This window comes from Marinobacterium sp. MBR-111, from assembly GCF_040547585.1.
Classification (GTDB): Bacteria; Pseudomonadota; Gammaproteobacteria; order Pseudomonadales; family Balneatricaceae; genus Marinobacterium; species Marinobacterium iners.
Window position 1 is genome coordinate 131,436 of sequence record NZ_JBEPQA010000001.1, and the last position, 23,815, is coordinate 155,250.

Annotated in this window: 20 protein-coding genes and 1 tRNA gene; 16 read left to right on the plus strand and 5 right to left on the minus strand. The window is 55.2% G+C overall.

Features of this window, described 5'->3' with window-relative positions:
* The first annotated feature begins 14 nt into the window (after positions 1-14).
* The 4 genes from apbC (at position 15) to ABIE61_RS00635 (ending at position 3,291) form a co-directional block, all read left to right on the plus strand.
* Positions 15-1,112, plus strand: a complete 1,098-nt coding sequence (apbC, locus tag ABIE61_RS00620; protein WP_354405954.1) for an iron-sulfur cluster carrier protein ApbC — start codon at positions 15-17, stop codon at positions 1,110-1,112.
* A gap of 113 nt (positions 1,113-1,225) precedes the next feature.
* On the plus strand, positions 1,226-1,792 hold the full coding sequence (dcd, locus tag ABIE61_RS00625) for a dCTP deaminase (RefSeq protein WP_091823599.1): 567 nt from the start codon (positions 1,226-1,228) through the stop codon (positions 1,790-1,792).
* Between the two features lie 24 nt (positions 1,793-1,816).
* Positions 1,817-2,464: a hypothetical protein gene (locus tag ABIE61_RS00630; protein WP_091823596.1), complete on the plus strand. Its 648-nt coding sequence runs from the start codon at positions 1,817-1,819 to the stop codon at positions 2,462-2,464.
* A gap of 35 nt (positions 2,465-2,499) precedes the next feature.
* Complete coding sequence (locus ABIE61_RS00635; protein ID WP_206834466.1) at positions 2,500-3,291, plus strand: hypothetical protein; 792 nt, start codon at positions 2,500-2,502, stop codon at positions 3,289-3,291.
* Positions 3,292-3,383: 92 nt separating this feature from the next.
* On the opposite strand, the gene ABIE61_RS00640 is transcribed toward ABIE61_RS00635, so the two are convergent.
* The 4 genes from ABIE61_RS00640 to ABIE61_RS00655 form a co-directional block, all read right to left on the minus strand.
* On the minus strand, positions 3,384-4,697 hold the full coding sequence (locus tag ABIE61_RS00640) for a TolC family outer membrane protein (protein ID WP_354405956.1): 1,314 nt from the start codon (positions 4,695-4,697) through the stop codon (positions 3,384-3,386).
* Complete coding sequence (locus tag ABIE61_RS00645) at positions 4,684-5,340, minus strand: TetR/AcrR family transcriptional regulator (protein ID WP_354405958.1); 657 nt, start codon at positions 5,338-5,340, stop codon at positions 4,684-4,686. The genes ABIE61_RS00640 and ABIE61_RS00645 overlap by 14 nt, the downstream gene beginning before the upstream one ends.
* Positions 5,341-5,411: 71 nt before the next feature.
* On the minus strand, positions 5,412-6,605 hold the full coding sequence (locus tag ABIE61_RS00650) for a GGDEF domain-containing protein (protein ID WP_354405960.1): 1,194 nt from the start codon (positions 6,603-6,605) through the stop codon (positions 5,412-5,414).
* A gap of 59 nt (positions 6,606-6,664) precedes the next feature.
* The gene (locus tag ABIE61_RS00655) at positions 6,665-7,852 is read right to left on the minus strand and encodes a pyridoxal phosphate-dependent aminotransferase (protein WP_354405962.1); all 1,188 of its coding nucleotides are present in this window, start codon (positions 7,850-7,852) and stop codon (positions 6,665-6,667) included.
* Between the two features lie 187 nt (positions 7,853-8,039).
* On the opposite strand from ABIE61_RS00655, the gene uvrB reads away from it, so the two are divergent.
* The 9 genes from uvrB (at position 8,040) to ABIE61_RS00700 (ending at position 18,974) form a co-directional block, all read left to right on the plus strand.
* Positions 8,040-10,052 carry an excinuclease ABC subunit UvrB gene (gene uvrB / locus ABIE61_RS00660; protein WP_354405963.1) on the plus strand — a complete coding sequence of 671 codons (2,013 nt, stop codon included), beginning with the start codon at positions 8,040-8,042 and terminating at the stop codon, positions 10,050-10,052.
* Between the two features lie 33 nt (positions 10,053-10,085).
* Positions 10,086-10,799: a sulfite exporter TauE/SafE family protein gene (locus tag ABIE61_RS00665; protein WP_354405964.1), complete on the plus strand. Its 714-nt coding sequence runs from the start codon at positions 10,086-10,088 to the stop codon at positions 10,797-10,799.
* Between the two features lie 48 nt (positions 10,800-10,847).
* Complete coding sequence (locus ABIE61_RS00670; protein WP_354405966.1) at positions 10,848-11,969, plus strand: substrate-binding domain-containing protein; 1,122 nt, start codon at positions 10,848-10,850, stop codon at positions 11,967-11,969.
* 4 nt (positions 11,970-11,973) lie between these two features.
* Positions 11,974-13,713, plus strand: coding sequence for a sensor histidine kinase (locus ABIE61_RS00675; RefSeq protein ID WP_354405967.1), 1,740 nt, complete (start codon positions 11,974-11,976; stop codon positions 13,711-13,713).
* A 167-nt stretch (positions 13,714-13,880) separates the two neighbouring features.
* Positions 13,881-14,954 carry a TRAP transporter substrate-binding protein gene (locus tag ABIE61_RS00680; RefSeq protein ID WP_091823572.1) on the plus strand — a complete coding sequence of 358 codons (1,074 nt, stop codon included), beginning with the start codon at positions 13,881-13,883 and terminating at the stop codon, positions 14,952-14,954.
* 87 nt (positions 14,955-15,041) lie between these two features.
* Complete coding sequence (locus ABIE61_RS00685; protein ID WP_091823569.1) at positions 15,042-15,578, plus strand: TRAP transporter small permease subunit; 537 nt, start codon at positions 15,042-15,044, stop codon at positions 15,576-15,578.
* A gap of 17 nt (positions 15,579-15,595) precedes the next feature.
* Positions 15,596-16,885 carry a TRAP transporter large permease gene (locus ABIE61_RS00690; RefSeq protein WP_354405969.1) on the plus strand — a complete coding sequence of 430 codons (1,290 nt, stop codon included), beginning with the start codon at positions 15,596-15,598 and terminating at the stop codon, positions 16,883-16,885.
* Positions 16,886-16,956: 71 nt separating this feature from the next.
* On the plus strand, positions 16,957-18,327 hold the full coding sequence (locus tag ABIE61_RS00695; protein ID WP_354405971.1) for a cache domain-containing protein: 1,371 nt from the start codon (positions 16,957-16,959) through the stop codon (positions 18,325-18,327).
* The gene (locus tag ABIE61_RS00700; RefSeq protein ID WP_354405972.1) at positions 18,324-18,974 is read left to right on the plus strand and encodes a response regulator; all 651 of its coding nucleotides are present in this window, start codon (positions 18,324-18,326) and stop codon (positions 18,972-18,974) included. The genes ABIE61_RS00695 and ABIE61_RS00700 overlap by 4 nt, the downstream gene beginning before the upstream one ends.
* On the opposite strand, the gene ABIE61_RS00705 is transcribed toward ABIE61_RS00700, so the two are convergent.
* The gene (locus tag ABIE61_RS00705; protein WP_354405974.1) at positions 18,968-19,804 is read right to left on the minus strand and encodes a substrate-binding periplasmic protein; all 837 of its coding nucleotides are present in this window, start codon (positions 19,802-19,804) and stop codon (positions 18,968-18,970) included. The genes ABIE61_RS00700 and ABIE61_RS00705 overlap by 7 nt on opposite strands.
* A gap of 74 nt (positions 19,805-19,878) precedes the next feature.
* On the opposite strand from ABIE61_RS00705, the gene ABIE61_RS00710 reads away from it, so the two are divergent.
* The 3 genes from ABIE61_RS00710 to ABIE61_RS00720 all read left to right on the plus strand — a co-directional run bounded on the left by ABIE61_RS00710 (position 19,879) and on the right by ABIE61_RS00720 (position 23,496).
* Entirely contained in the window at positions 19,879-22,491 is a 2,613-nt protein-coding gene (locus tag ABIE61_RS00710) for a putative bifunctional diguanylate cyclase/phosphodiesterase (RefSeq protein ID WP_354405976.1), read from the plus strand.
* Between the two features lie 92 nt (positions 22,492-22,583).
* A tRNA-Val gene (locus ABIE61_RS00715) sits at positions 22,584-22,660 on the plus strand.
* Between the two features lie 98 nt (positions 22,661-22,758).
* Positions 22,759-23,496 (plus strand): HD domain-containing protein, encoded by a 738-nt coding sequence (locus tag ABIE61_RS00720; protein WP_354405977.1) that lies wholly within the window; start codon positions 22,759-22,761, stop codon positions 23,494-23,496.
* The last annotated feature ends 319 nt before the right edge of the window (positions 23,497-23,815 follow it).

A 23,815-nucleotide genomic window follows, 5' to 3' on the forward strand; every position in this document is an offset into this window, starting at 1 on the left:
TTCAAGGAGTTTCCATGACAGCAGCAAATGCCGAGCAGATACGTGCAGCCATTGAGGCTTGGATTGATCCCGATACCGGGCTGGCCCTGGCGGACATTGGCCGGGTTGGTCCGATAGAAATTGATGACAGCCGCATCAGGGTTGTAGTTGAGCTGGGATTTGCTTGTGCCAGCCAGCACTCGAGGCTGCATGATGGCCTGAATGAGACGGTTAGCGAGATGTATGCAGGGCATACCGTTGAGATCCAGGTTTGCCAGCAGATTCAGGCACACCCCAGCCCTAAAAAGCTACCTGGCCTTGAAGGGGTTCGCAATATTATCGCCATTGCTTCCGGCAAGGGTGGGGTTGGCAAGTCGACTACCACCGTGAATCTGGCACTGGCGCTGGCTGCCGAGGGCGCGCGGGTGGGTATTCTGGATGCGGATATCTATGGCCCCAGTCAGGGTATGATGTTGGGAATTCCCGAAGGACAGCGACCCGAAACCGCGGAAGAGAAATACTTCCGTCCGATCGTGGGGCATGGCATTCAGTCCATGTCGATGAGCTATCTGGTCGATGAAAACACACCCATGGTCTGGCGAGGACCAATGGTGAGTGGCGCCATGCAGCAGTTGCTGAACCAGACATTGTGGCAGGATCTGGACTACCTGCTGATCGACATGCCGCCCGGCACCGGCGATATCCAGCTGACGCTGGCGCAGCGGGTACCGGTCAGCGCGGCGGTTATTGTCACTACGCCACAGGATATTGCTCTGTTGGATGCCCGCAAAGGGATCGAGATGTTCCGCAAGGTGGATATTCCGGTGCTTGGAATTGTCGAGAATATGAGTGTGCATATCTGCAGTCAGTGTGGCCATGAAGAAGCGCTGTTTGGTGCTGGTGGTGGCGCGCGCATCGCGCAACAGTACGAGACAGAGCTGCTGGGGCAGTTGCCGCTGGCGCTTGCGATTCGTGAGCAGACCGATGCCGGCAAGCCGACGGTGGTTGCCGACCCCGAAAGTGGCCATGCCCAGCGCTATCGAGAAATTGCTCGGAGCATGGGCGCGCGGCTGGCAAAAAAATTAACTACAGCGGGGAACTCAATTCCCACTATTCAGGTCAACAGTGACTAGTACAGCGAGATGAAATTTTCCGCCCCAGTGTTACACCGGGGCGGTTTTTTTTGCCCAAAACGTATAGAATGGTGCGTTGATTTGCCAACAGACTTTCAGGTGAACAGGCAGCTATGGGTATAAAGTCGGATCGCTGGATTCGCCAGATGGCGGACAAACACCGCATGATTGAGCCGTTCGAGGCCGGTCAGGTACGACGTGCCAATGACCAGCCGATTGTGTCCTACGGGACCTCGAGCTATGGCTACGATGTTCGCTGTGCGGACGAATTCAAGATCTTCACCAACATCAACTCCTCCATCGTGGATCCGAAGAACTTCGACCAGGGCAGCTTTGTTGATGTGCAGTCTGACGTTTGCATTATTCCTCCCAACTCGTTTGCACTGGCACGTACGGTCGAGTACTTCCGTATCCCGCGAGACGTACTGACGATCTGCCTGGGTAAAAGTACCTATGCTCGCTGCGGTATCATCGTTAACGTGACACCGCTGGAGCCCGAATGGGAAGGACATGTAACCCTCGAATTCTCCAACACGACGCCACTGCCGGCCCGTATCTATGCCAATGAAGGCGTAGCTCAGATGCTGTTTCTCGGCGCAGATGAGGTTTGTGAGACCTCCTATAAAGATCGCAGTGGCAAATACCAGGGACAGACGGGTGTTGTTGTTCCGCGAACCTGACACGCTTTAACATCATTGGTGTACATGAATTCCAATCCTGATTTGAATCAGATCCGCGCTTTCTGGCAGCAGATTGAACAAACACTCGATCAGCTGCTGGATAGTCAGCAGGATATGCAGTTTGATGCCGACAACCTGCTCGATACCTACCGTGTCTCGCTGCAGAAAATCGACCGTAATCTGACCTTCCACTTTGAGCGCGAGCATGAAGAAGGGCCGGTCGAGATGATCTTTGGTTGTGACGGCTATCCTGAGTCGATCCATGCTGTACTCAGTGTGGTGGGTGCTGCGCCTGAGCTCAGTGGCATCAACTTTCGTGCCTTCAATCACCGCTATGATCCAGTACCGTCCTGCGTCAACCTGGGTGAAGAGTACTGTGATATTGAAGAGTTCTGGTGTTCACTGCGCGTGATCGAAGGCAAGCTGCACCTGGCCATCTATCTGCAGGATTCTCCCAAAATACTGGAGATGGATCCGCGGGTTGAGGCGGTGATGATTTTCATGGATGCTCTGATTGGCGAATATGAGCTGATGACCCGGATCTGGGCGCTGGATTGGTGCGAACTGCCGGCAGAGCCACTCGATTTTGGTCTGATACCCTTGCTGCAGCTGCGTGAGCAGTTTGACAAGCTGAAAGATGACGTTAAACCTGTGGGTATTACCATTCACTAAGCAGGGTTTATCCTGCAGATGGGCGGAGGCACGGCATGAGTCGTCGGCTGGCAGATCTTATGGACAGGGTGCGGCAACGTTATGTACGCACCATGCAGGAAAGTGGTCAGCGTGAGCCTTACATCACGGCACACCGGGTGTGTCAGCAGATGCTCAATCTTTCACCGTTAGCTCTGGCGGAGTTGATTGCGGAAGATCCGAAACTGCTGTCAGCACGTGCCGGTGAGCTGGTGGAAGATCCTGCCGAGATTGAAAACCCAAGTATTGGCGTAATAGTGACCAGCAATATCTGTGCGGCGGCGCTTGAGGGGCTGCTGGCAGTGGCTGTCAATCGTGAGTGGCTCCAGATCGACAGCGATGACCGTATTCTGGTCGATGCGTGGGAGCTGGACAACATTCCCGAAGTTAAAAGTGTGGACTACAGTGATGTGGCTCCACCTGATCTTAGTCAGCGCCAGAACAGCCAGTTGTCTGTGCTGTTTAATGCGGCCGAGAAAGCCTATCTCAGGCAGTTGGGGGAAGCCCCTCATGATGCCTATCAGCTGGCGCTGCAGGTATCTTCGGATTATGTGGTGTTTGCGCCGGATGATCTGGCACCGCTGATACAGGAAAACCCGCTTCTGTTAGGACTCCGTGCCGACGAATTGGTAGATGAAGACATGTTTGAAGGTGATCCGCCTGCCGGGCTGATCATCAGTGCCCACTTGACTGAAATGCTGCTGCAGCAATTGCTGGAACTGGCTCAGGAGCAGGGTGCCTTGCCGCTGGACAGTGCTGGCCAGCTGATTTTGCCTGAATCGGATGAAGATGCGCCCACGCTGCATTGAGTGGCTTGCAATGTGCCGGCGATTCGGTATCACAAAAGTATAATAGTAAAAAGCCGGCAACTGCCGGCTTTTTACGTATTCAAGGTCGGTATTTATTGAGCTGCGGTCGATGACTTCAGCCATTCATCCAGTGACAGCAGGTCATCGGGGCTCAGCGTGCCCAGCTGTTGCTTGAAACGGAACAGGGTGGACACATGATTGAATCGTGCAGTCGCGTAGTCCAGTCGGGCTTGATACAGCGCCTGTTCGGCCTGCAACACATCCACCACGTTGCGGGTACCCACGTTGAAGCCTTCTTCAGTTGCACGCAGGGCCGTCTCGCGTGATTTGATGCTCTGCATCCGGGCTTTCACGCTCTGGACGCTGGTTTGCAGGTTGCGCAAGAGTGAACGGGTCTGTTCCGTGACCTCGCGATACCGGTCCTCACGCTCATACTGGGCGGCATACAGGTTCTGTTGCGCCTCGCGTACCTGAGAACTTGTGGCGCCTCCGCTGAACAGCGGTACGCTCAGAGTCAGGGCTACCGAACTGCTGTCCTCCCAGGGGCGACTATTGAATTCAGATTCACTGTAGCCATAGTTGGCTTCGAGATTCACGCGCGGATGATGGCCGGCACGTGCAATCTGACTGTCGCGGCGGCTGGTTTCAATGCCAAGCTCGCTGAGTTTGAGGGCCAGGTTGCCGCTGCGTGCCTTTTCGAGCCATGGCGCGGGCTCAGCCGGTGTAATCGGCTCAATCGGATAATCCTCGCGCAGCAGGTCGACCGTGGTAAATTGCTGTCCCGCCAGTCGCTCCAGTGCTTCATAGCTGTTGGTCAGGGCGCCTTCAGCATCGATTCGCTGTACGACAGCATTATCAAAGGAAGCCTGGGCTTCCTGTACATCGGTGATGGCAATCACGCCAACCTCAAATTGCGCGTTTACCTGCTCCAGTCGGCGCTGCAATGCGCGTTCTTGGGCCTGAGCGGTCTCCAGCGTGCTCATGGCACGCAGAACGCCAAGGTAAGCGTCAACCGTGCGCTGGATCAGCTGCTGCTGGTCAAGATCGAATTGAAGCGATGTCTGTTCTGTGATCAGTTGGCTTTTCTGATAACCGAACCACTTGGCAGTGTCGAATACCGGCTGTACCAGAGAGACCTGCCAGGCGCGATCATCTGCGCTCTGGTCACGATAGCCATCATTACTGTGTGTGTAGCTGCCACCGGCATTGATCTGTGGCAGCAGTTGCGCCAGCCCCTGAGTCTCTGCTTCCTGCCCGGCCAGGTAGCGGGCTTCTGCGGCCTTGAGCTGCGGGTCGTTATCCAGTGCCATGCGGTACAGATCGGCAAGAGCCGCTGCACCAGCAGGTGCACTGCTGAAGCTGGCAAGGGCCAGCAGCGGGATGAGTTTCCGTTTAATGCGTTTCACTGTGCAATACTTCCCTTGTGTGATGTACGGGCCGGTCGTTGGGTTCCGGAGCGGGCAAAATCTGCTGCCACAGCATATCAACTGCGTCATAAAGTGGCTGGCGGCTATCTTCAACTTTCATCCGCAGCAGTGCGCCTTGCCAGTAGTCCCAGATCAGGCGCGCCAGGGCACTGGCAGAGAGGTCGGTGCGGATACTGCCTTCCTGCTGACAGATCAGCATATCGTCATTTATGGCATCGATAACACGCTGGATTGCATCGCGAATGGCGTGCCGAAATTCCGGTGAGGCCAGAGCCATCTCTCCGGACAGGTTGGCCAGCAGGCAGCCGATTCGTTCGTTTTCATCAGAAAAGTCTTCGATCAGGCGCAGCATCATGGTTCGCAGCTTGTCGGCGTGGGAGCCCTGAATGCGGCTGAATTCTTCGCGCCACAGGTCCATTTCCAGTGCCTGATAGTGTTCGATGACTTCGATGGCGAATGATTCCTTGCCGCCGAAATAATTGTAGAAGGAACCACGCGAAACGTCACAGGCATCCAGAATCATGCTCAGGCTGGTGCCGTGATAGCCGTGGCGCTGGAAAAGGTGGTTGCCAAGATCCAGCAAGGCTTCGCGGCTGTGTACCGGGGGTCTGCCTCGTGTCATTTAATTGAACCGATCATTCCAGAAAGGCGTCATTGTGCATTAACAGACTGGCCAGTTCAATAATCTGTCACTCAAATCCCGCGCTGTTTCTTTTCTTTTCTCAAGCGGCTGTCCGCCAGCAGCAGCAGCTCATCACCACTGCCGTTGACTTCTGACAGCAGAGCCAGGCCGGCACTGGCATGAAAGGCTGACCCCAATGTCTGTGTCATGGCGCGGTTGATCTGATCCAGGCGCTGTTGCAAAGGCGGTGGCGTGTGTTTGACGGGAAGCAGCAGGACGAACTCGTCGCCGCCAAAACGGAACAAGTGGTCATCAGGACGGCAGATGTGGCGCAGGCGGTCGGCAAACTGGCACAAGACGCGGTCTCCTTCGTGCTGGCCGTGCAGATTGTTGATTGCCGAAAGGCTGTCGATGTCGATCAGTGCCAGCAGACAGTCACGGCCGGACTGCTTCCGCTCCTGTTCGCTGCCGGCAAGGGTGTGATCGAGTGCGTCGCGTCCGGGCAGTTGTGTTAAAGGGTCCAGCTGGAGAGCAGGGCTGCGCTCACTGCTCTCCAGCTGTTCCGGTTGCCAGGCGCTGATAAGATCGGCGCAGAGTTGCATCAGATGGATACTGTCAGCCAGGCTGGCTGTTTTCTCGGCCCCCCACAGGCTCAGGTGTCCCAATGGGTTGCCATTGCGGGAATCCACGCGCTGAGCAATCCAGAGTCCCTGATCCCCAAGCAGGGGATCGCGCACTCTGGCTTCGTTCCGGTCCCATTCCAGAATCAGGGTGCCGGGCTGGCCTTGCTGGTAGAGCGGAGCTGCTGAGCTGTTTTTAAGCTCCAATGTTTGCGGTGGCAACAGCTGCTGTCCTGACCAGTGTCCCATCAGAGCCAGCTTATCAGTGCCCTGCAGCTTGCAGCCAGCCGCCTCGGGCCAGTCAAGCAGGGATGCCAGAAGTTGCGGCAGAATAAAGAACGGGTCGCTGCCTGAGGCCAGGGCAGGCATCAGTTCCTGCAGCAATGCTCGCTGCTGTTGTCCAGCACGGTGCCCGCACGCCAATATCAGGTAGTGCTCATCCGTTTTCAGGCGCTCGAAGATCACGCCCTGACTGATCAGGATGTCGGTATTTTTGCTGTCACTGCTCCAGTCCACAATGCTCTTGCGCTGCTTTTTCGGCAATTGTTCAAAGGCCTCGTTGCTCCATTCGGCTTTGGAGTCCTTCAGCAGCAGGGCCGGAGCGGATGTGTCGGCAAGCAGTCGAGTCAGAATTCTGGTTTTCATGGCAGTGTTCGATCAGGATAGGGGATACAAAAAGCCCCGGACTGTGCCGGGGCTTGTGTTTAGCGTTCCAGTGCCGCCTTGATGCGGCTGATTGCATCCTCGAGCACATTCAGGCTGGTAGCGAAAGAAAGTCGCATGTTGCCGGGTGTGCCAAAGGCCGATCCAGGCACCAGTGCGACACCGGCTTCCTGCAACAGAAACTCGGCCAGTGCAATGTCATCATTGAACTCGGCGCGAGAGTCGATCACCTTGTGGAAGCTCGGGAAGGCGTAGAAAGTACCGTCCGCCCGGATGCACTCGACACCGTCGATCTCGTTCAGTGCATTGACCACGAAGTCGTGACGCTGCTTGAACGCATTGACCATCATGGCGACACAGTCCTGCGGGCCGTCCAGTGCTGCCTGAGCCGCCACCTGCGCGATGGAGTTCGGGTTGGATGTGCTCTGTGACTGAATCTTCTTCATGGCGCCGATCAGCTTGGCCGGGCCTGCCGCATAACCGATACGCCAGCCGGTCATGGAGTAGGCCTTGGAAACACCGTTCAGCACGATGGTACGGTCATACAGCTCAGGACAGGCGTTCAGGATGTTGCAGAACGGCTGATCGGTGAACAGGATGTGTTCGTACATGTCATCAGTGGCAACCAGTACCTCCGGGTACTTGTTCAACACCTCGCCCAGAGCCTTAAGCTCTTCCAGTGTGTAGGCTACACCGGATGGGTTGGAGGGGCTGTTCAGTACGACCAGACGGGTACGCTCGGTAATGGCATCATCCAGTTGCTGCGGCGTGATCTTGAAACGCTGCTCCTGGGTAGTGGTGATGATCACCGGCTTGCCTTCGGCCACAAGAACCATATCCGGGTAAGATACCCAGTATGGGGCAGGGATCACGACTTCATCGCCCGGGTTCAACAGAGCCAGCGCCATGTTGAAAAAGCTCTGCTTGCCACCGCTTGAAACCAGAATCTGGTTGGGGGCGTAGCTGAAACCGTTCTCACGCTCAAATTTGGCAATCACCGCTTTCTTCAGCGCCGGGGTACCATCAACGGCAGTGTATTTGGTAAAGCCGTCCTGAATGGCTTTGGTCGCCGCCGCCTTGATATGTTCCGGGGTGTCAAAATCGGGTTCGCCGGCGCCGAGGCCGATGATGTCTTTGCCTTCAGCACGCAGCTCGGCAGCACGATTTGTGACGGCCAGTGTGGGTGAAGGTTTGATGCTGTTAACGCGGTCGGAAAGTTGCACGTCCAAGCCTTGGTCCTCTCTGTAATCGGTGCAAGGAATCCATCAATGCATAGCCAAAAGAGCATACAGCATAACGCACCGGGTCTGAATGCCCCGTTATGAAAAAATGCGTATCGGCGGGCGTTGCAGGCTGGTTTCTGTGTGTTGCATCAAAACAGGTATAATCGGCGGCTGGTTTGAAACAGGTGGAAAAATGAAACAGAGGTTCAGAGTACAGTCGGCATTTGCGCCCGCCGGCGATCAGCCGAAGGCGATCAGTGAGCTGGTTGACGGGCTGGAGTCGGGGCTTGCAGCCCAGACCCTGTTGGGCGTGACAGGATCGGGTAAGACCTTCACCATTGCCAATGTGATCGCCGCCGTGCAGCGCCCCACCATTATCATGGCGCACAACAAGACGTTGGCGGCACAGCTGTATGGCGAGTTCAAGGAGTTCTTCCCGGACAATGCGGTTGAATACTTTGTCTCCTATTACGATTATTACCAGCCGGAGGCCTATGTGCCGGCGTCTGATACCTTTATCGAAAAGGACGCCTCGATCAACGATCATATCGAGCAGATGCGCCTGTCCGCTACCAAGGCGCTGCTGGAGCGGGATGACGCCATCATCGTGGCAACGGTATCTGCCATTTATGGTTTGGGCGACCCCAAGTCCTATCTGTCGATGATGCTCCACCTGGACAGAGGCGATGTGATCGATCAGCGTGATCTGTTGCGCAGGCTGGCAGAGCTGCAGTACACCCGCAACGATATCGAATTCCATCGTGGTACCTATCGAGTACGCGGTGACGTGATTGATGTGTACCCGGCTGAATCGGACAGGGACGCCATCCGTATTGAGCTGTTTGGTGACGAGGTGGATCAGATCGCCTGGTTCGATCCCTTGACCGGCGAAGTCTTGCGCAAGGTGCCACGCGCTACCATCTACCCCAAAACCCACTACGTCACGCCGCGTGAGACCCTGCTTGAGGCCACCGAACATATCAAGGAGGAGTTGCGCGAGCGGCTGAAGCAGCTGCGCGACAACAATAAGCTGGTGGAAGCACAGCGACTTGAACAGCGTACCCTGTACGATATTGAAATGATCATGGAGCTGGGCTATTGCTCCGGCATCGAAAACTACTCGCGTTACTTGTCCGGTCGTGATCCCGGGCAGGCACCGCCCACCCTGTTCGATTACCTGCCTGACAGCGCGCTGCTGGTGCTCGACGAGTCTCATGTCACCGTGCCGCAGATCGGTGCCATGTATAGGGGCGACCGCTCGCGCAAGGAAACCCTGGTTGAATACGGTTTCAGGTTGCCTTCAGCGCTGGACAACCGGCCGATGAAGTTTGAGGAATGGGAGCAACAGGCGCCACAGATGATTTTCGTTTCCGCCACGCCCAGCAAGTACGAAGCCGCGAATGCTCAGCAGATTGTAGAGCAAGTGGTACGACCGACCGGACTGGTGGACCCGCAGGTTGAAGTACGTCCTGCAAGCAATCAGGTGGATGATCTGCTGGCCGAGATCAACCTTGTTGTCGCACGCAAGGAGCGGGTGATCGTGACTGTGCTCACCAAACGCATGGCTGAGGATCTCACCGAGTATTTGGCTGAGCACAATGTGCGGGTGCGCTATCTGCATTCGGATATCGATACGGTTGAACGCGTGGAAATTATTCGCGATTTGCGCATCGGCGAATTTGATGTACTGGTTGGCATTAACCTGTTGCGTGAAGGGATCGACATGCCGGAGGTATCACTGGTGACTATTCTGGATGCCGACAAGGAAGGTTTCCTGCGTTCGGAAACCTCCATGATCCAGACCATCGGTCGTGCGGCGCGTAACGTCAACGGGCGTGCCATTCTTTATGCTGATCGCATGACAGGTTCGATGCAACGCGCCATTGATGAAACGGAGCGGCGTCGCAACAAACAGATCGCCTTCAATGCAGAGCATGGCATTACACCCAGAGGCATCAGCAAGTCCGTGGCCGATATCATGGAAGGTGCCAGCCAGATTCCCGGCAAACGTGGCAAGGGCGGCGTGCGCAAGGCTGCCGAACCGGATGCCGAATATCGGGTTGATGCCCAGCTGCTCAGCCCTGCAGAGCTGGCAAAGACCATCACGCGTCTGGAAGACAAAATGTACGAAGCGGCCAAAAATCTGGAGTTCGAGCAGGCAGCCCGCTACCGGGACGAGCTGGAACGTTTGAAGCACAGCGGTTGAGGGTATCCGATGCTGGAGTGGAGTGTATTAATAGTGGCTGGATATCTGGCAGGGGTGCTGAACTCAATTGCTGGAGGTGGCTCTTTTCTGACCTTTCCGGCGCTGGTTTGGGCCGGCGTGCCTCCAATAACGGCAAATGCCACCAGTGCCGTGGCCGTATTGCCCGGGTACCTGGGCGGTGCGGCCGGGTTTCGCAAGGAGTTGCGCAGTCTGTCCATGCGAGAGCATGTGCAGATGTCGGTTGTGGGCCTGGCTGGCGGCTTGGCAGGAGCGCTGTTGCTGCTGGTGACACCGACCGAGCTGTTCTCGAAAGTGGTGCCGCTGTTGTTGCTGTTGGCAACCTTGATGTTTGCCTTTGGTCAGAAGCTGCTGGCTCTGGTGCGCAACAGTGAAAACCCCCTGCCGCTGCTGCCTGGCCTGTTTGTGGTGGCAGTCTACGGGGGCTATTTCAATGGCGGGCTGGGAATCATGTTGCTGGCGATGTTTGCAGCCGCCGGCATGGCAAATATGTTGCTGATGAACGGCCTGAAAAACTGGCTGTCATTCGTACTGTCGATGATTTCCGTTGTGGCTTTTGCCATCGCCGGCAAGGTGCTTTGGGTTGAAGCATTGGTGATGATGCTTGCGGCAACGCTGGGCGGCTATCAGGGTGCTGCCCTGTCGCGCCTGTTGCCGGTTGCCTGGGTCAAGGGCGGAGTCGTAGTTGTGGGTCTGATGATGACAGTGGTATTTTCCCTGCGTGCATGAGGGTGCAGGTTGAAAATTGTAAACCAAGCAAAAAGGATGTGGCGAATCATGCAGGGAGTGAAACAGGTACTCTGCCTGGTCAGAGCAGGCGTGTTTGGGCTGGTATTGCTGTTGGTGACGACCGTGGTGACGGCTGCAGGCATCAGTGACTATTGGCACTACGACGAGTATTACCGGCAACATCCTGAGCAGAAGCCCTGGCTGGCTGAGTTGACTGAAGCGGTTCGCCAGCGCGCTGAGCCTGTTGAGACAGACCTGCAGGCGAGGCCGCTGCGCATCGCCATGGTATATCCCTCTCTGCAGGCATCAAGTTACTGGCCAGACAGCGAACGGGCCCTGCAGCAGCGGCTGAACCAGCTCGGTATTCGATATCATCTGGAAGCACGCTATACCGAGCCGAATATCCAGCTGGTCGAGCAGGTAAACCAGATACGTGAACTGCTGGACTGGCAGCCGGATTACCTCCTTTATACCCTTGATTCATCGCGCCAGCAGTCGATCATCGAGCGACTGATCCAAAATACGGATACGCGGCTGATTCTGCAGAACATCACTACGCCGCTCAAGGCATGGGGTGACCGCCAGCCACACATGTATGTCGGTTTCGATCATGCTGAAGGGGCGCGTCTGTTGGCTGATCACTTTGGGAAACGTTTTCCTCAGGGTGCCGACTATGGTGTGCTGTTTCGTAGCCAGGGTCTGATCAGTCAGTTGCGCGGAATGACCTACATTCAATCGGTGCCCGAGAGTCACCGTCTGCGCAGCAGTTATTACACCGATTCCAGTCGAGTTGGAGGGCGCAAGGCGGCGTTGCAGATGCTGCGTGAACACCCCGAGCTTGACTACATTTATGCCTGCTCTACTGACGTGGCGCTGGGAGCAGTGGATGCCCTGGCCGAGCTGGGAAGAGCTGATGTGGTTGTCAACGGCTGGGGTGGCAGTCCCGCCGAGATTGAACAGCTGCTCCTGGGGGGGCTTAAAGCAGTTCTGATGCGCATGAATGATGACAATGCCATCGCCATCGCGGAAGCGATCAAGCGTGACCTTGAGGGCAAGCCACAGCCGTTGATCTACTCCAGCGATTTTGTCGTGCTGGATGACAGCATGAGTGTGGAAGAAATACAGGCGTACGAGGCGCAGGCGAGGCGCTACAGCGCAGGCGGATATTAGTCGCATGGGCAGGCTGCGCTTCAAAACGCTGACATTTTGGCTGACATTGGGCATCTCGCTGATATTTGTAGCCGTGTTTCTGGTCGTTACCTTCATCCAATCACGCAGTGTGATTGAGGAGCAGGCATATACACTCAATCGCAGCCTTGCTCTGCGCTATGAAGAGCGTGTAACGGACTATCTGCAGCAAATTGAAACCGAAGTCTTGACGTTGGCGGCCGATCGTACCCGCATTGAAACACTCTACACCCAAAGCCCTGGCCGGCTTGAAACCGGCTTTGAGCGGTGGGAGGAAAGCCACGAAAACCGTCGCTATGATTTTGTGGCGCTCTCTTTTTTTGAGTCGGGGCGTTGCCTGTTGTCGCTCAGTTATACCCCTGAACTTAACCAGTTGCCCTGTGAACAGCTGATCAAACAGCATGGCAGTTTTCAGTACAAGGGCTGGAAACTGCTTGAGGTGGGTGGTGAACAGCTTGCCGTATATTCGGTGCCGCTTTACCTGCACGACAGTGGCAAGATCGTTGGCCAGCTACTGTCGGGGATGCGCCTGGGTGGGAATCGCTATTTGCTGAGCTCCATTTTGGTCAAAAGTGACAATTTACGTCATTTGGCGCTTTTTGATGGTGACCGAGTGCTGAGTCGGCTCCAGCCGGAACTCGAATCCAGTAATTCGGTTATGGCCGAAGATCTGGTGCTCTCGAACGGCCTTACTCCGCTTGGGCCGCAGCTGCGGATAGGTTTGCTGGCTGATGCCAGTGCGCAGCGTCAATTACGCGATGCGCTGGCGGAAACGCTGCTGTATGGCTGTCTGCTGGCACTGGTCGTCTCGCTGCTCTCGTCCTTTTTGTTGTCATCGGCGGTTGACCGGCAGTTGCAGCAATTAATCAGCCTTACCCGTCTGGCCAACCGTCAGAGCAACACCCGTTGGCCGCAAAGCTATATTCGGGAATTCAATCTTATAGGCGAAGAGATCATTGCGATCGTTAATCGCCTGAAAGAGCGAGAGCAAACGCTGGAAGGGGTCAACCAGAGACTGTCACAGAACATTGAAGAGAAGCGCCAGATCCTTCAGCACTTGATGCAAACCCAGGAGCGTGAACGACTGCGGCTGTCGAACGAGTTGCACGATGATATGGCGCAGCTGCTGGTTGCTGTACGCATGCACCTGCGATTGCAGCGTCAGGAGCTGGAGCAGGCTCGCTTGCCGCAACAGAACCTGCAGCTGGCCGCCGAGCTGATCGACAATATCTATGACACGGTTTACGACCGAATCAGGATGCTGAGACCTTATGAGCTGAGTGATTTTGGCCTCGGTGTGAGTCTGACCAGTTTACCGGCCGTGAACTTGCTGGAACAGCTTGATTACGCGGTTGAATTTGATATTGAACAGAGCCGGCCGCTCAAGCCTGATCTGGTATCGAATTTGTATCGCATCGCACAGGAGGCACTGTCCAACGTGACACGCCATGCAGGTGGAACCTGGGTACTGGTACGCCTGCGAGACGAACCTGACGGGCTGCGTATGACTATCGCCGATGACGGTGTAGGCTTTATGTCGGAACAGAATGGTGGAGTCGAAACTTCTGGTTTTGGCTTGATGGGGATTCGTGAGCGGGCAGGGCATCTGAATGCTCAGGTTGAGATTCACTCCGACCATGGGGTTAGCATTGATCTGCTGATCCCGCCTGAATATGCGTATTCATTTGTGGATCTGTGTGAAGGACCAGGGGAGGCACCTACGTAAAAACACGTATCGCATATTGCGTAGTATGCGGTATCGGCTGCGTAGAACCACTCCCGTCTCTGGGTGGTATTTCCGATACCGGCCTGTGCCTTTGCTGTCGATAATGTCATGGCTGATGACTCGTCTGAGTCATTGTCAGACTCGACAACAGAGGATAGATAACAACAATGCTTAAATTTACCTTTGCCCGCAAACTGATGGCCGCTGCTGCCTGCGCCGCTGTCATGGTTAGCCCCGTTCAGGCGGCCGAGAAAGTCCACAAACTGAAACTGGCTGAAACCTGGCCCACGAATTTTGGCGTTTTCAGCGAGCCGGCTCGCCGCATGGCAGACCTGGCCAACAAGATGTCCAATGGGCGTCTGGAAATCAGTATCGATACTGCCAACAAGCACAAGTCAGCCTTTGGCGTTTTCGACATGGTACGTGCCGGCCAATATGACATGGGGCACTCAGCGTCCTACTACTGGAAAGGCAAGGTGCCCAACACGCTGTACTTCACCACCATGCCGTTTGGCATGACCGCTACCGAACAGTATGGCTGGTTCTACTACGGTGGTGGCATGGAGCTGATGCAGAAGGTCTACGAGCCGTTCAATCTGATGTCTTTCCCGGGCGGCAACACCGGTGTGCAGATGGGTGGCTGGTTCCAGAAAGAGATTAATACTGTAGAAGACCTGGAAGGCCTGAAAATGCGCATTCCGGGATTCGCGGGTGAAGTGCTGGCCAAGCTGGGTGCCAACCCGACCAACATTCCGCCGGGTGAGCTGTATACCTCTTTGGAACGTCGCACCATCGATGCACTGGAATGGGTGGGGCCTTCCATGGACCTGCGCATGGGCTTCCACAAGATTGCACCCTACTACTACACCGGCTGGCATGAGCCTGCAACCGAACTGCAGTTCCTGGTCAACAAGCGTACCTTTGACAAGCTGCCTGCAGACCTTCAGGAAATCCTGACCACTGCCATGCGCGTTGCGGCCTATGACATGACCATTCAGTCGCACCATGAGTCCGGTATGAACTGGGCCACCATGAAGGCGGAGTTCCCGAATGTTCAGGTCAAGCAGTTCCCGCCGGAAGTCATCCAGGCGCTGAGTAAGGCCAACGATGAATTGCTGGCTGAGCATGCCGCCAACGATGAGCTGGCCAAGGAGATTCTGGACTCCCAGGCCGAGTACATGGGTGTGGTACGTCAGTGGACTGACATTGCAGACCGTGCCTACCTGAACAGCTTCGAGTAAGCCTGTTCTCTTCGAGGCTCCGGTTGCGGAGCCTCGATCCGCATCCGGAAGATGTATCTGACAGCCTTGGGCTGCGAGGGATTCTGAATGTTTCTGTTACGCCTTGAGCAGACGATCAACGCCTTTTCCGATTGGCTGGGCAAGATCTCTGCCGTTCTTTTTGTGATCATGCTGTTCAACGTTTTCTACGACGTGATCACGCGTTACCTGTTTAATGATGTGTCCATCGGCATGCAGGAGCTGGAGTGGCATCTGTTTGCTGCCATGTTCATGCTTGGGGTGCCGTTTACCCTGAGGGTCGGTGGCCATGTGCGCGTTGATCTGATCTATGAAGGGTTGAGCCTGAAAAAGAAAGCCTGGATTGACCTTTTCGGTGTCCTGACGCTGTTGTTCCCCTTCTGTCTGCTGGTGGCCTGGTATGGCGTGGATTTCGCCCGCGAGTCCTTTGAGCTGGGTGAGGGCTCGGGCGACCCCGGTGGTTTGCCGTATCGTTGGGTGATTAAGGCAGTTATTCCCTTTGCCTTTTTCTGCACCTTCATCAGTGGTGTCGGGATGATGCTTCATTCTGTTAATACGCTCGCGGGCCATCACAGGGATGATGGCTACACCCCGATGCAGCACTAACGCACAAGGTATTCCCGATGATCGGTATTACAATGTTTTTCGTTGCCCTGGGCATGCTGTTGATCGGCTTCCCGGTGGCCTTCATTTTTGGCGGTGTGGCGCTCTGGTTCGGTGTCTATGCCGAGGGACCGGACATGTTTGCCTTCATGCCGTTCCGTATCCAGAGCATCATGGAAAACACGGTGCTCATGGCGGTGCCCTTGTTCGTGTTCATGGGAATCGTGCTGCAGAAAACCCGTCTGGCCGAGCAGTTGCTGGAATCCATGGGCAAACTGTTTGGTGGCGTACGAGGCGGTCTGGCAATTTCCACCGTACTGGTAGGTGCTCTGCTGGCTGCTTCGACCGGTGTGGTGGGTGCGTCCGTAGTCGCCATGGGTCTGATCTCGTTGCCGGTCATGCTCAAGTACAACTATGACAAAAAGCTGGCCTGCGGCACGATCTGTGCCTCCGGTACGCTGGGGCAGATCATTCCGCCATCCATCATCCTGATTATTCTGGGTGACGTGATGGGGATTCCGGTCGGTGATCTGTTTCAGGCGGCCATCATGCCTGGATTCATTCTGATCGGTGCCTATGTTCTGTACATCCTGGTGTATACCTACCTGAAACCTTCAGCGGCTCCGGCCTTGCCGATGGATCTGGACGATGGCACACGTCGGGAGCAAGTCTTCAAGGCATTGAAAGCGATTATTCCTCCGCTGGCACTGATTCTGGTGGTGCTGGGCTCGATCTTTGCCGGTATTGCAACACCGACCGAATCCTCGGCGCTGGGTGGCGTAGGTGCTCTGCTGCTGGCGCTGATCTACCGCCAGTTCAGCTGGAAGATGGTATACAACTCTGCCATCGAGACTGTGAAAGTTACGGCGATGGTTTTTGCCATCCTGTTGGGGGCCACGGCGTTCTCCATGGCGTTCAGCTATACCGGTGGTGAAGAGATTGTAGAGCATTACCTGTCCAATCTGCCGGGTGGGGCCATGGGCTTCCTGCTGCTGTCGATGTTGGCAATCCTGATTCTTGGCTTCTTTATCGATTTTGTTGAAATCAGTTTCATCATCGTGCCGATTCTGCTGCCGGCTGCAGAAATTCTGGGTATAGCCCCGGTCTGGTTTGCGATCCTGATCGCAATGAACCTGCAGACCAGCTTCCTGACGCCGCCTTTCGGCTTCAGTCTGTTTTACCTCAAGGGGGTTGCGCCGCCCAATGTGCGTACCCTGGACATCTACAAGGGGGTCGTGCCCTTTATCATCATGCAGGTGGCAATCGTGATTTCGATTCTCCTGTTCCCAGGGTTCTACGGTCTGGTTTAGACTTAACGAACGCCTGTTCGGCCCTATGCCGTTCAGGCGTTTTGTTTTTCTGGCCGTGCGGGTGCAGTTCAATGCCGCTGAAGATCAAGATCCTCCTTCTTTCCATTCTTCCGATGATGCTGGTGACCTCGGCTGTTGCCTGGCTTGGCATGAATCAGGCGCGTCAGCTGTCAGAGGAAGAGATCCGGCTGTTTGAGCAGCATTTGCTGGGCTCCAAGCAACGAGAACTGGAAAACTATGTCAGCCTGGCGCTGACATCCATCGCCCATATCGTTGATACGGCAGGCCCCGATGATGCCCAGGCCAAAAGTGCGGTCAAGCAGATTCTGACTGATATGACTTTCGGTGATGATCAGGACGGGTATTTCTTCGTTTACACACTTGAAGGGGTCAATCTGGTTCACCCGACACAGCCGGAGCTGGTCGGGCAGGACCTGTATGACATGCAGGACGCCCGTGGCAATTACGTGATTCGCAATTTGCTGGAGCGCGCTCGACAGGGCGGCGGCTTCCATCGCTACCTGTGGCAAAAACCCTCCAAGCAGGCACGTGAAGAGAAAATCAGCTATGCGGTGATGTTGCCCAAGTGGAACTGGATGCTGGGAACCGGTCTGTATCTGGATGATATCAGCCGTGAGGTTGCCAAGATCCGTGCCGAGGTCAACCGTAACATTCGCAACACCTTTTTTACCGTGCTTGTCATCATGTCGGTGGCTGTGGTGTTGGTGGTCCTGTTGGGAGTTGCAATCAACCTGCATGAGAATCGTTTGGCTGACAGTCGTCTGAGGCTGCTGGCGCATCGTTCCATTCTGGCCAACGTGGCGGATCGACGTCGCTTCTCGCGGGAGTTGCATGATGGCATCAACCAGTTGATGGTATCAGTGCTGTACCGGATTGAGTTGGCGCAGCGCAAACTGAAACAGGGAGATCAGGAAGGATTGACTGACCTGGACAAGGGCTATCAGGTGCTGAATGAAGCGATTCAGGAAGTGCGTCGGATTTCTCACGACCTGAGACCGACTCTGCTGGATGATCTGGGCCTGGAGGCGGCGCTGGAAGGCTTGCTTGATCGCTTTACGGAGCGAACCTGCATCCGACTGGATTTGGATATTCGCTTGCCCGGTGGAAGGCTGCCAGAGGACGTGGAAATCACGGTCTATCGCCTGGTCCAAGAGGGTCTGACCAATGTGGAGCGACACTCAGGTGCGGGGCTGCTACGCTTACGTTTGTGGCAGCAAAGCGGTCAGCTGTGGTTGAAAATGCAGGATGATGGCTGTGGCTTTGACCCCGAGGTACTGGAGCGATTTGAAGGTATCGGTTTGCGCAACATGCGCGAACGGGTCGAATTGCTGGGTGGCGAGTTCAGGCTGGCTTCACGGCAGGGGCAGGGGGCAACACTGTTGGCGGGCTTGTCCCTGCAGCAGGCAGGAGGTGAGCGATGACAGACTCGATCAGGGTGCTGCTGGTGGATGACCATCCGCTGGTTATTGATGGCATTCAGGCCCGGCTGGAAAACGAGGGTGGCATCGAAGTGGTTGGACAGGCCGGCAATGGTCTTGAAGCCATCGAGCTGGTTCAGTCTCTCAAGCCGGATGTGGTGTTGATGGATGTATCAATGCCGGTGATGAATGGCCTTGAGGCAACCCGAGAGTTGCGGCAGCGATCCCCTGAAACGCGGGTGCTGATTCTCAGCATGCATGACAACCGGGAATATATGGTACAGCTGATTCAGTCTGGTGCCCGAGGCTACATACTGAAGGATGTTTCTGCGGCCGAGATGGTGAAGGCGATTGAAACTGTTTGCCAGGGCGGTACTTACTTCAGTGCCAGTGCATCGCAGACCTTATTCAGTCACTTTACGGACCCGGAGGCGGCGGTTTCGGCAGAGGAGCCCGGGGAATTAACGCCGCGGGAACGCATGGTGTTGCGACAACTGGCTGAAGGGCACAACAACAAAGAGATTGCCCGTGCCCTGTCAATTTCGGTGCGGACGGTGGAAACCCACCGTCAGAACATCAAGTCCAAGCTCAATATTCACACAGCTGCAGGCCTGGTGCGGTATGCGCTGGAGCACAATCTGGTTCAGTGAGGCGGCGCGACCTCCTCTAACACAACGGGCCCAAGATCATTGGCCTCGGCTGCTTTCCTGAGGCGGCCGTCCTGTTTGATGTCACTGACAAAGCGATTCACTCGTGCCAGCCACTGGGGCTGCCCTTTGGCTACGGCATATGCGTACCGGAAGGGGCGCTCAGTCATTGATGCCGGAGGTTCAATCAGGCGAGCCCAGTCATAGAAACGGAGCACCTTGCGTGAGTATGGGTAATCAGTGATGAATACATCCGCCATGCCTGACATGACAGCCTGCTCACGTTCTCGAGGGTCCTTAACGACCATCATGTCGGCATGTTGCAGGCTACTGCGCATTTGAGACTCCATATAGGTTCCTTCCTGCACACAGACAATGGCGCCGGGCTGATCAATATCACTCCACTGTTGTATGCCAGGATGCGTGCGTGTGCTGACTGCATACATCTGGCTGGCCAGGTAGGGCTCACTGTAATCGATGCGCTGGGCACGCGCGTCCGTGATTGCTATCGAAAACATTCCTATGTCACAGGCGTCCGCTTCCAGGTCATCCATGAAACGGCCGAAATGTGTTTCGACAAACTCAAGCTCCACATCAAGGTCGCGTGCAAATTCATGCGCCAGTTCGATATCAATCCCCTCAAGATTGCCTGTCTTGGGGTGGCGTGCGCTGATGGAAAAGTAGTCGGGCCAGATACACACTCGCAACATCTGTGATTGTATGATCCGGTTGAGTCGATCAGGAGAGTTCGTTTGTGCATTCAGGCCAAGGCTAATGCACAATAGTGTCGTGAGGACAACCCAAGAACGGGGTGACAGCGCCTTGACCTGCATTTAACGTCTCCAGAGAGTAAACGATGCCAAGCACTATAGCAGATGATAAACCCCGGTATAGCCTGAAGACGGGCTTGTCTGTTTTGCTGTTGGGGCTGCTGCTGATTACGACGTTGGTGGTGATGCAGTTGGTTGTCGTCAACCTGGGTACACAGCGGGCGGTTGCTGAGCTGGAAAAGGAAGCCACCCTGCTGGCACACTCGCTTGAAAGCAGTGTCACTCGAACGGTTCAGGACGTACAGGGGCGCTTGCGCTCCCTGGAGGATCTGTTGGAGCACAGTCAGGAGTTGCTGCAACAACCGCTAGAGCTGCAGCAGCGGATGCAGATGCTGGTTGCCATGACGCCCCAGCTGCGTGAACTGGCAGTACTGCAGCGACAAGAGGGCCGCCTAACCGTGTTGGCGAGCTCCGCGATAGCGCGTGATGGCAGTCATATCGAGTCCCTTGCCTGTACGGAAAGTGCCCCTGTTACAGCATTGCTGCGTTTTTCCGAGCCGCTGCCTGGGCGCTTCCTGGGCTCCGATACTGGGCCTGAGGGAGTGTATAAATTGCCGGTATGCATGCTGTTTTCGGCCGAGGCCGGGCAGCAGACATGGCTTGTTGCAGTATTGAACCCAGATGCGTTGCGTGAGTTGTTCCGGCCGATCATTGATAACCTGCCAGCGCAGGTGCAGCTCTATCGTCATGACGGTCGAGCGCTGGTGGAGCTGCCGGTCGCTGCAAAAGGCTTTGCTGCAGCACCCGGGGAGTTGTTGGAGTTGGTGCGCCAACGCGAGTGGGGACTGTATCACGCTATTGAACAGCCTGACGCCAATGTAACAGCCTACCGTGCTACCTCCATGCTTCCGTTATTGTTAACGCTTGCCATCGATCGTAATCAGGCGTTGGCACCCTGGTATAGAACGGTAGCGACAATGTGGTTGATAGTGGGTGTGGTGTTGGTGTTGATACTTATGGCATCAGTTCTGATCGCCTGGATGCGCTACCGCCAGTATCGTTTGATAGATGAGCTGCACTTGCTGGGCGCAGCGATCAGTACTACGGCCAATGCCGTGCTGATTACAGATCGCCGTGGCGTTATTCGCTGGGTCAATCAGGCATTTACGCGCCTGACCGGCTTTACGCCCGAAGAAGCTCTGGGGCGCACGCCAGCCATTCTCAATTCAGGTGAGCACTCGGCACTGTTCTTCAGACGCTTATGGGATACGATCATGGCGGGTGAGGTTTGGCGTGGCGAGGTGGTCAATCATACCCGTGATGGCAAACAGCTCATGGTTGAACAGACAATCACGCCGATCAAAAGCGGCAAAGGAGAGCTGACTCATTTTGTGGCGGTGCATGAAGATATCACCGCGCGCAGAGCGGCCGAGCAGCGCTCGCTCTATCTTGCCAATCATGATCACCTGACCGGACTTCCCAACCGGCGTGAGCTGCTGTCGCGGTTGGGTCAATGGCTGCAGCCAGACGGCCCTGCCTATCTCGCTCTGCTGTATATCGATCTGGATAACTTCAAGGCGGTCAACGACACGCTTGGGCATGGCCGAGGGGATGAACTGCTGGTTGGCATGGTAGCCCGCCTCAATAACCTGATTCCGCCAGGTGGGTGTCTTGCTCGGCTGGGGGGGGATGAATTTGCAATTGTGATGGTGCAGGATGTGGGGCGCGAACAGGCGTCGCAATTGGCACAGCGAATAACCGACCTGTTGGCCGAACCCTTTGAGCTTGCGGGTCAGCGCTTCAGTTTGACGGCCAGTATAGGTTTGGCTCTCACGGCAAGGGGCAAAAGCGACCCCCAAACCTTGCTGCGGCAGGCTGATCTTGCACTCTATGCGGCCAAACATGATGGTCGTAGCGTATATCGAATATTCAATGCAGAGATGGACTTTCAAGTCAGCCGAAGAGTGAATATCGAGCAGGGGCTGAGACTTGCGCTGACGCGGCCTGAGCGTGTTTTCAGCATGTACTACCAGCCAGTATTCGATGCCCAGACATTAAAGCCTGTAGCGGCTGAGTTGCTGCTGCGCTGGAAGACTGAAGCGGGAGAGTGGATTTCACCGGCGGAATTTATTCCAGTTGCTGAAGAAAGCGGCATGATCATTGAGCTTGGTCGCTGGCAATTGGAGCAGGTAATCGCGCGTATGGCAGACTGGGAATTGATCAACAGCAGCCGTTTTTACCTTAGTGTTAATGTATCGGCAGTACAGCTGGCGCGTGACGAGATCGCCAATTGCATGATAAGCCTACTGGATCAGTATGGTATTCCGGCGCACAAGATCACAGTGGAAGTAACCGAAACGGCAATTATCAATTTGAATGACAGGTTTGAAGCCAATCTGGCTTCTTTTGCCGCTGCCGGAATACGCCTGTCGGTAGACGACTTTGGTACCGGCTATTCATCACTTGGAAATCTTCGTAACCTGCGAGCGGACTACCTGAAAATAGATCGCAGTTTCGTGGTGGGTATTGGGCAAAACCATGGCGATGAAGAGATCATTCTGGCCATGCTGGCGTTGGCGCGAAGTCTTAACATGAAGGTGGTTGCCGAAGGAGTTGATAAAGATCATCAGCTAAGATTTTTGCAGCAGGCCGGCTGTGATCAGATACAGGGCTATCTGCTTGCCAAGCCAATGCCGGAGTCGGCTTTGATGCGTCACCTGCAACAGCATCAGGCAGGCCCAGGCGGTTGAGTGACTTGATGCAGGCATATGAAAAAAAAGAAAAATATCATTTGAAGGGCTTGCGCCCAAAGTCATCATCTATATAATACGCAGCACATTTTAGGACTATAGCTCAGTTGGTTAGAGCACCACCTTGACATGGTGGGGGTCGGCGGTTCGAGTCCGCCTAGTCCTACCAGATTTATAAAAAAGCCACTACGGGTCATGCCGAGTGGCTTTTTTTGTTACACTGCACCTGAATGTGGCTTGTACAAACTCTAGGGAAAGGGAGGGGGTATGTCGAACAGGGAAGATGATCAAGCGTTTGAAAGCTTGAGTGATCTGTTAGGTGTGGAGGAAAATCTGGATGCAGTTCGTCCAGATCTATTCGAAACAGTTGCAGTTGATGAGGTCGACAGCTCACAGGCGAGGCCTAGTGTGGGTTTTGATGTTGAAGCTTTTGATCGTTCTCGCGCATTGGTGTTGTTGGGTAAAAGCACTGGTGGAATCTGTTTGCAGCAAGTGCGTGAATTTGCCATGGAGGCGCATGCAGGGCAGCAGCTTCGACATACTTCAGAGCCATACTGGAAGCATCTGTCTGAAGTTGCAGGGCTTGTGGCGACCTGCAGAAATTCAGGCCCCAGGATGGTAGCGCTGGCCTGGTTGCATGATGTGGTTGAAGACACAGCTGTTACGTTGCGACAGGTAGAGCGTACGTTTGGTGCTTCGATTGCTGACGGAGTGCGGTGTCTGACGGGCTCAGCCAATAGTTCAATTTCGAGTGAGGAGCGTAGTCGGCGTGACCGGCAGCGGTTGGCGGCTGGTGATGCGGATGTGCATAGTGTCAAGCTGGCCGAAATTGCATGCCGTCTTTCATCTCTGTGTCGTCTTAATTCGGAAGTTGAACTTGCGGATTATCTTGAGGAAAAGCGCCTTGAGGTTGGCGTGCTGACTCAAGGTGATGATGGCTTGAAAAGACTGGTGCGCACGCTCTGGTCTGAAGCAAAGCGAATGGCTGGGTCGAGTAAGGTATAGTGCGTGTGCGTGAATTGTGGTTGGATGTCCTACCGAGACAGTTGTTTGTAGCTTGCACCTGAGGTGCTGAGTTGAAAGCTCAACGTTGCGTGAGTGGCTGGGCGCGTATTCAGTACTTCTCTGTGGCCCTGCTCGCTTAGCAGGTATGCGTCACATAGATCGCACTTGATCAGTTCGCTATCATTGATTTTGCTGATGCTGAGGTGGTGTCGTGAAAAAATTCCGCTGCTCAATAGAGTGCGGCAATGTTGGCATATCTGTTCCATGGTTGGATCCCTCCTGAGTACAAGCGTCCTGCTGATACCACTTTAGCTTATCT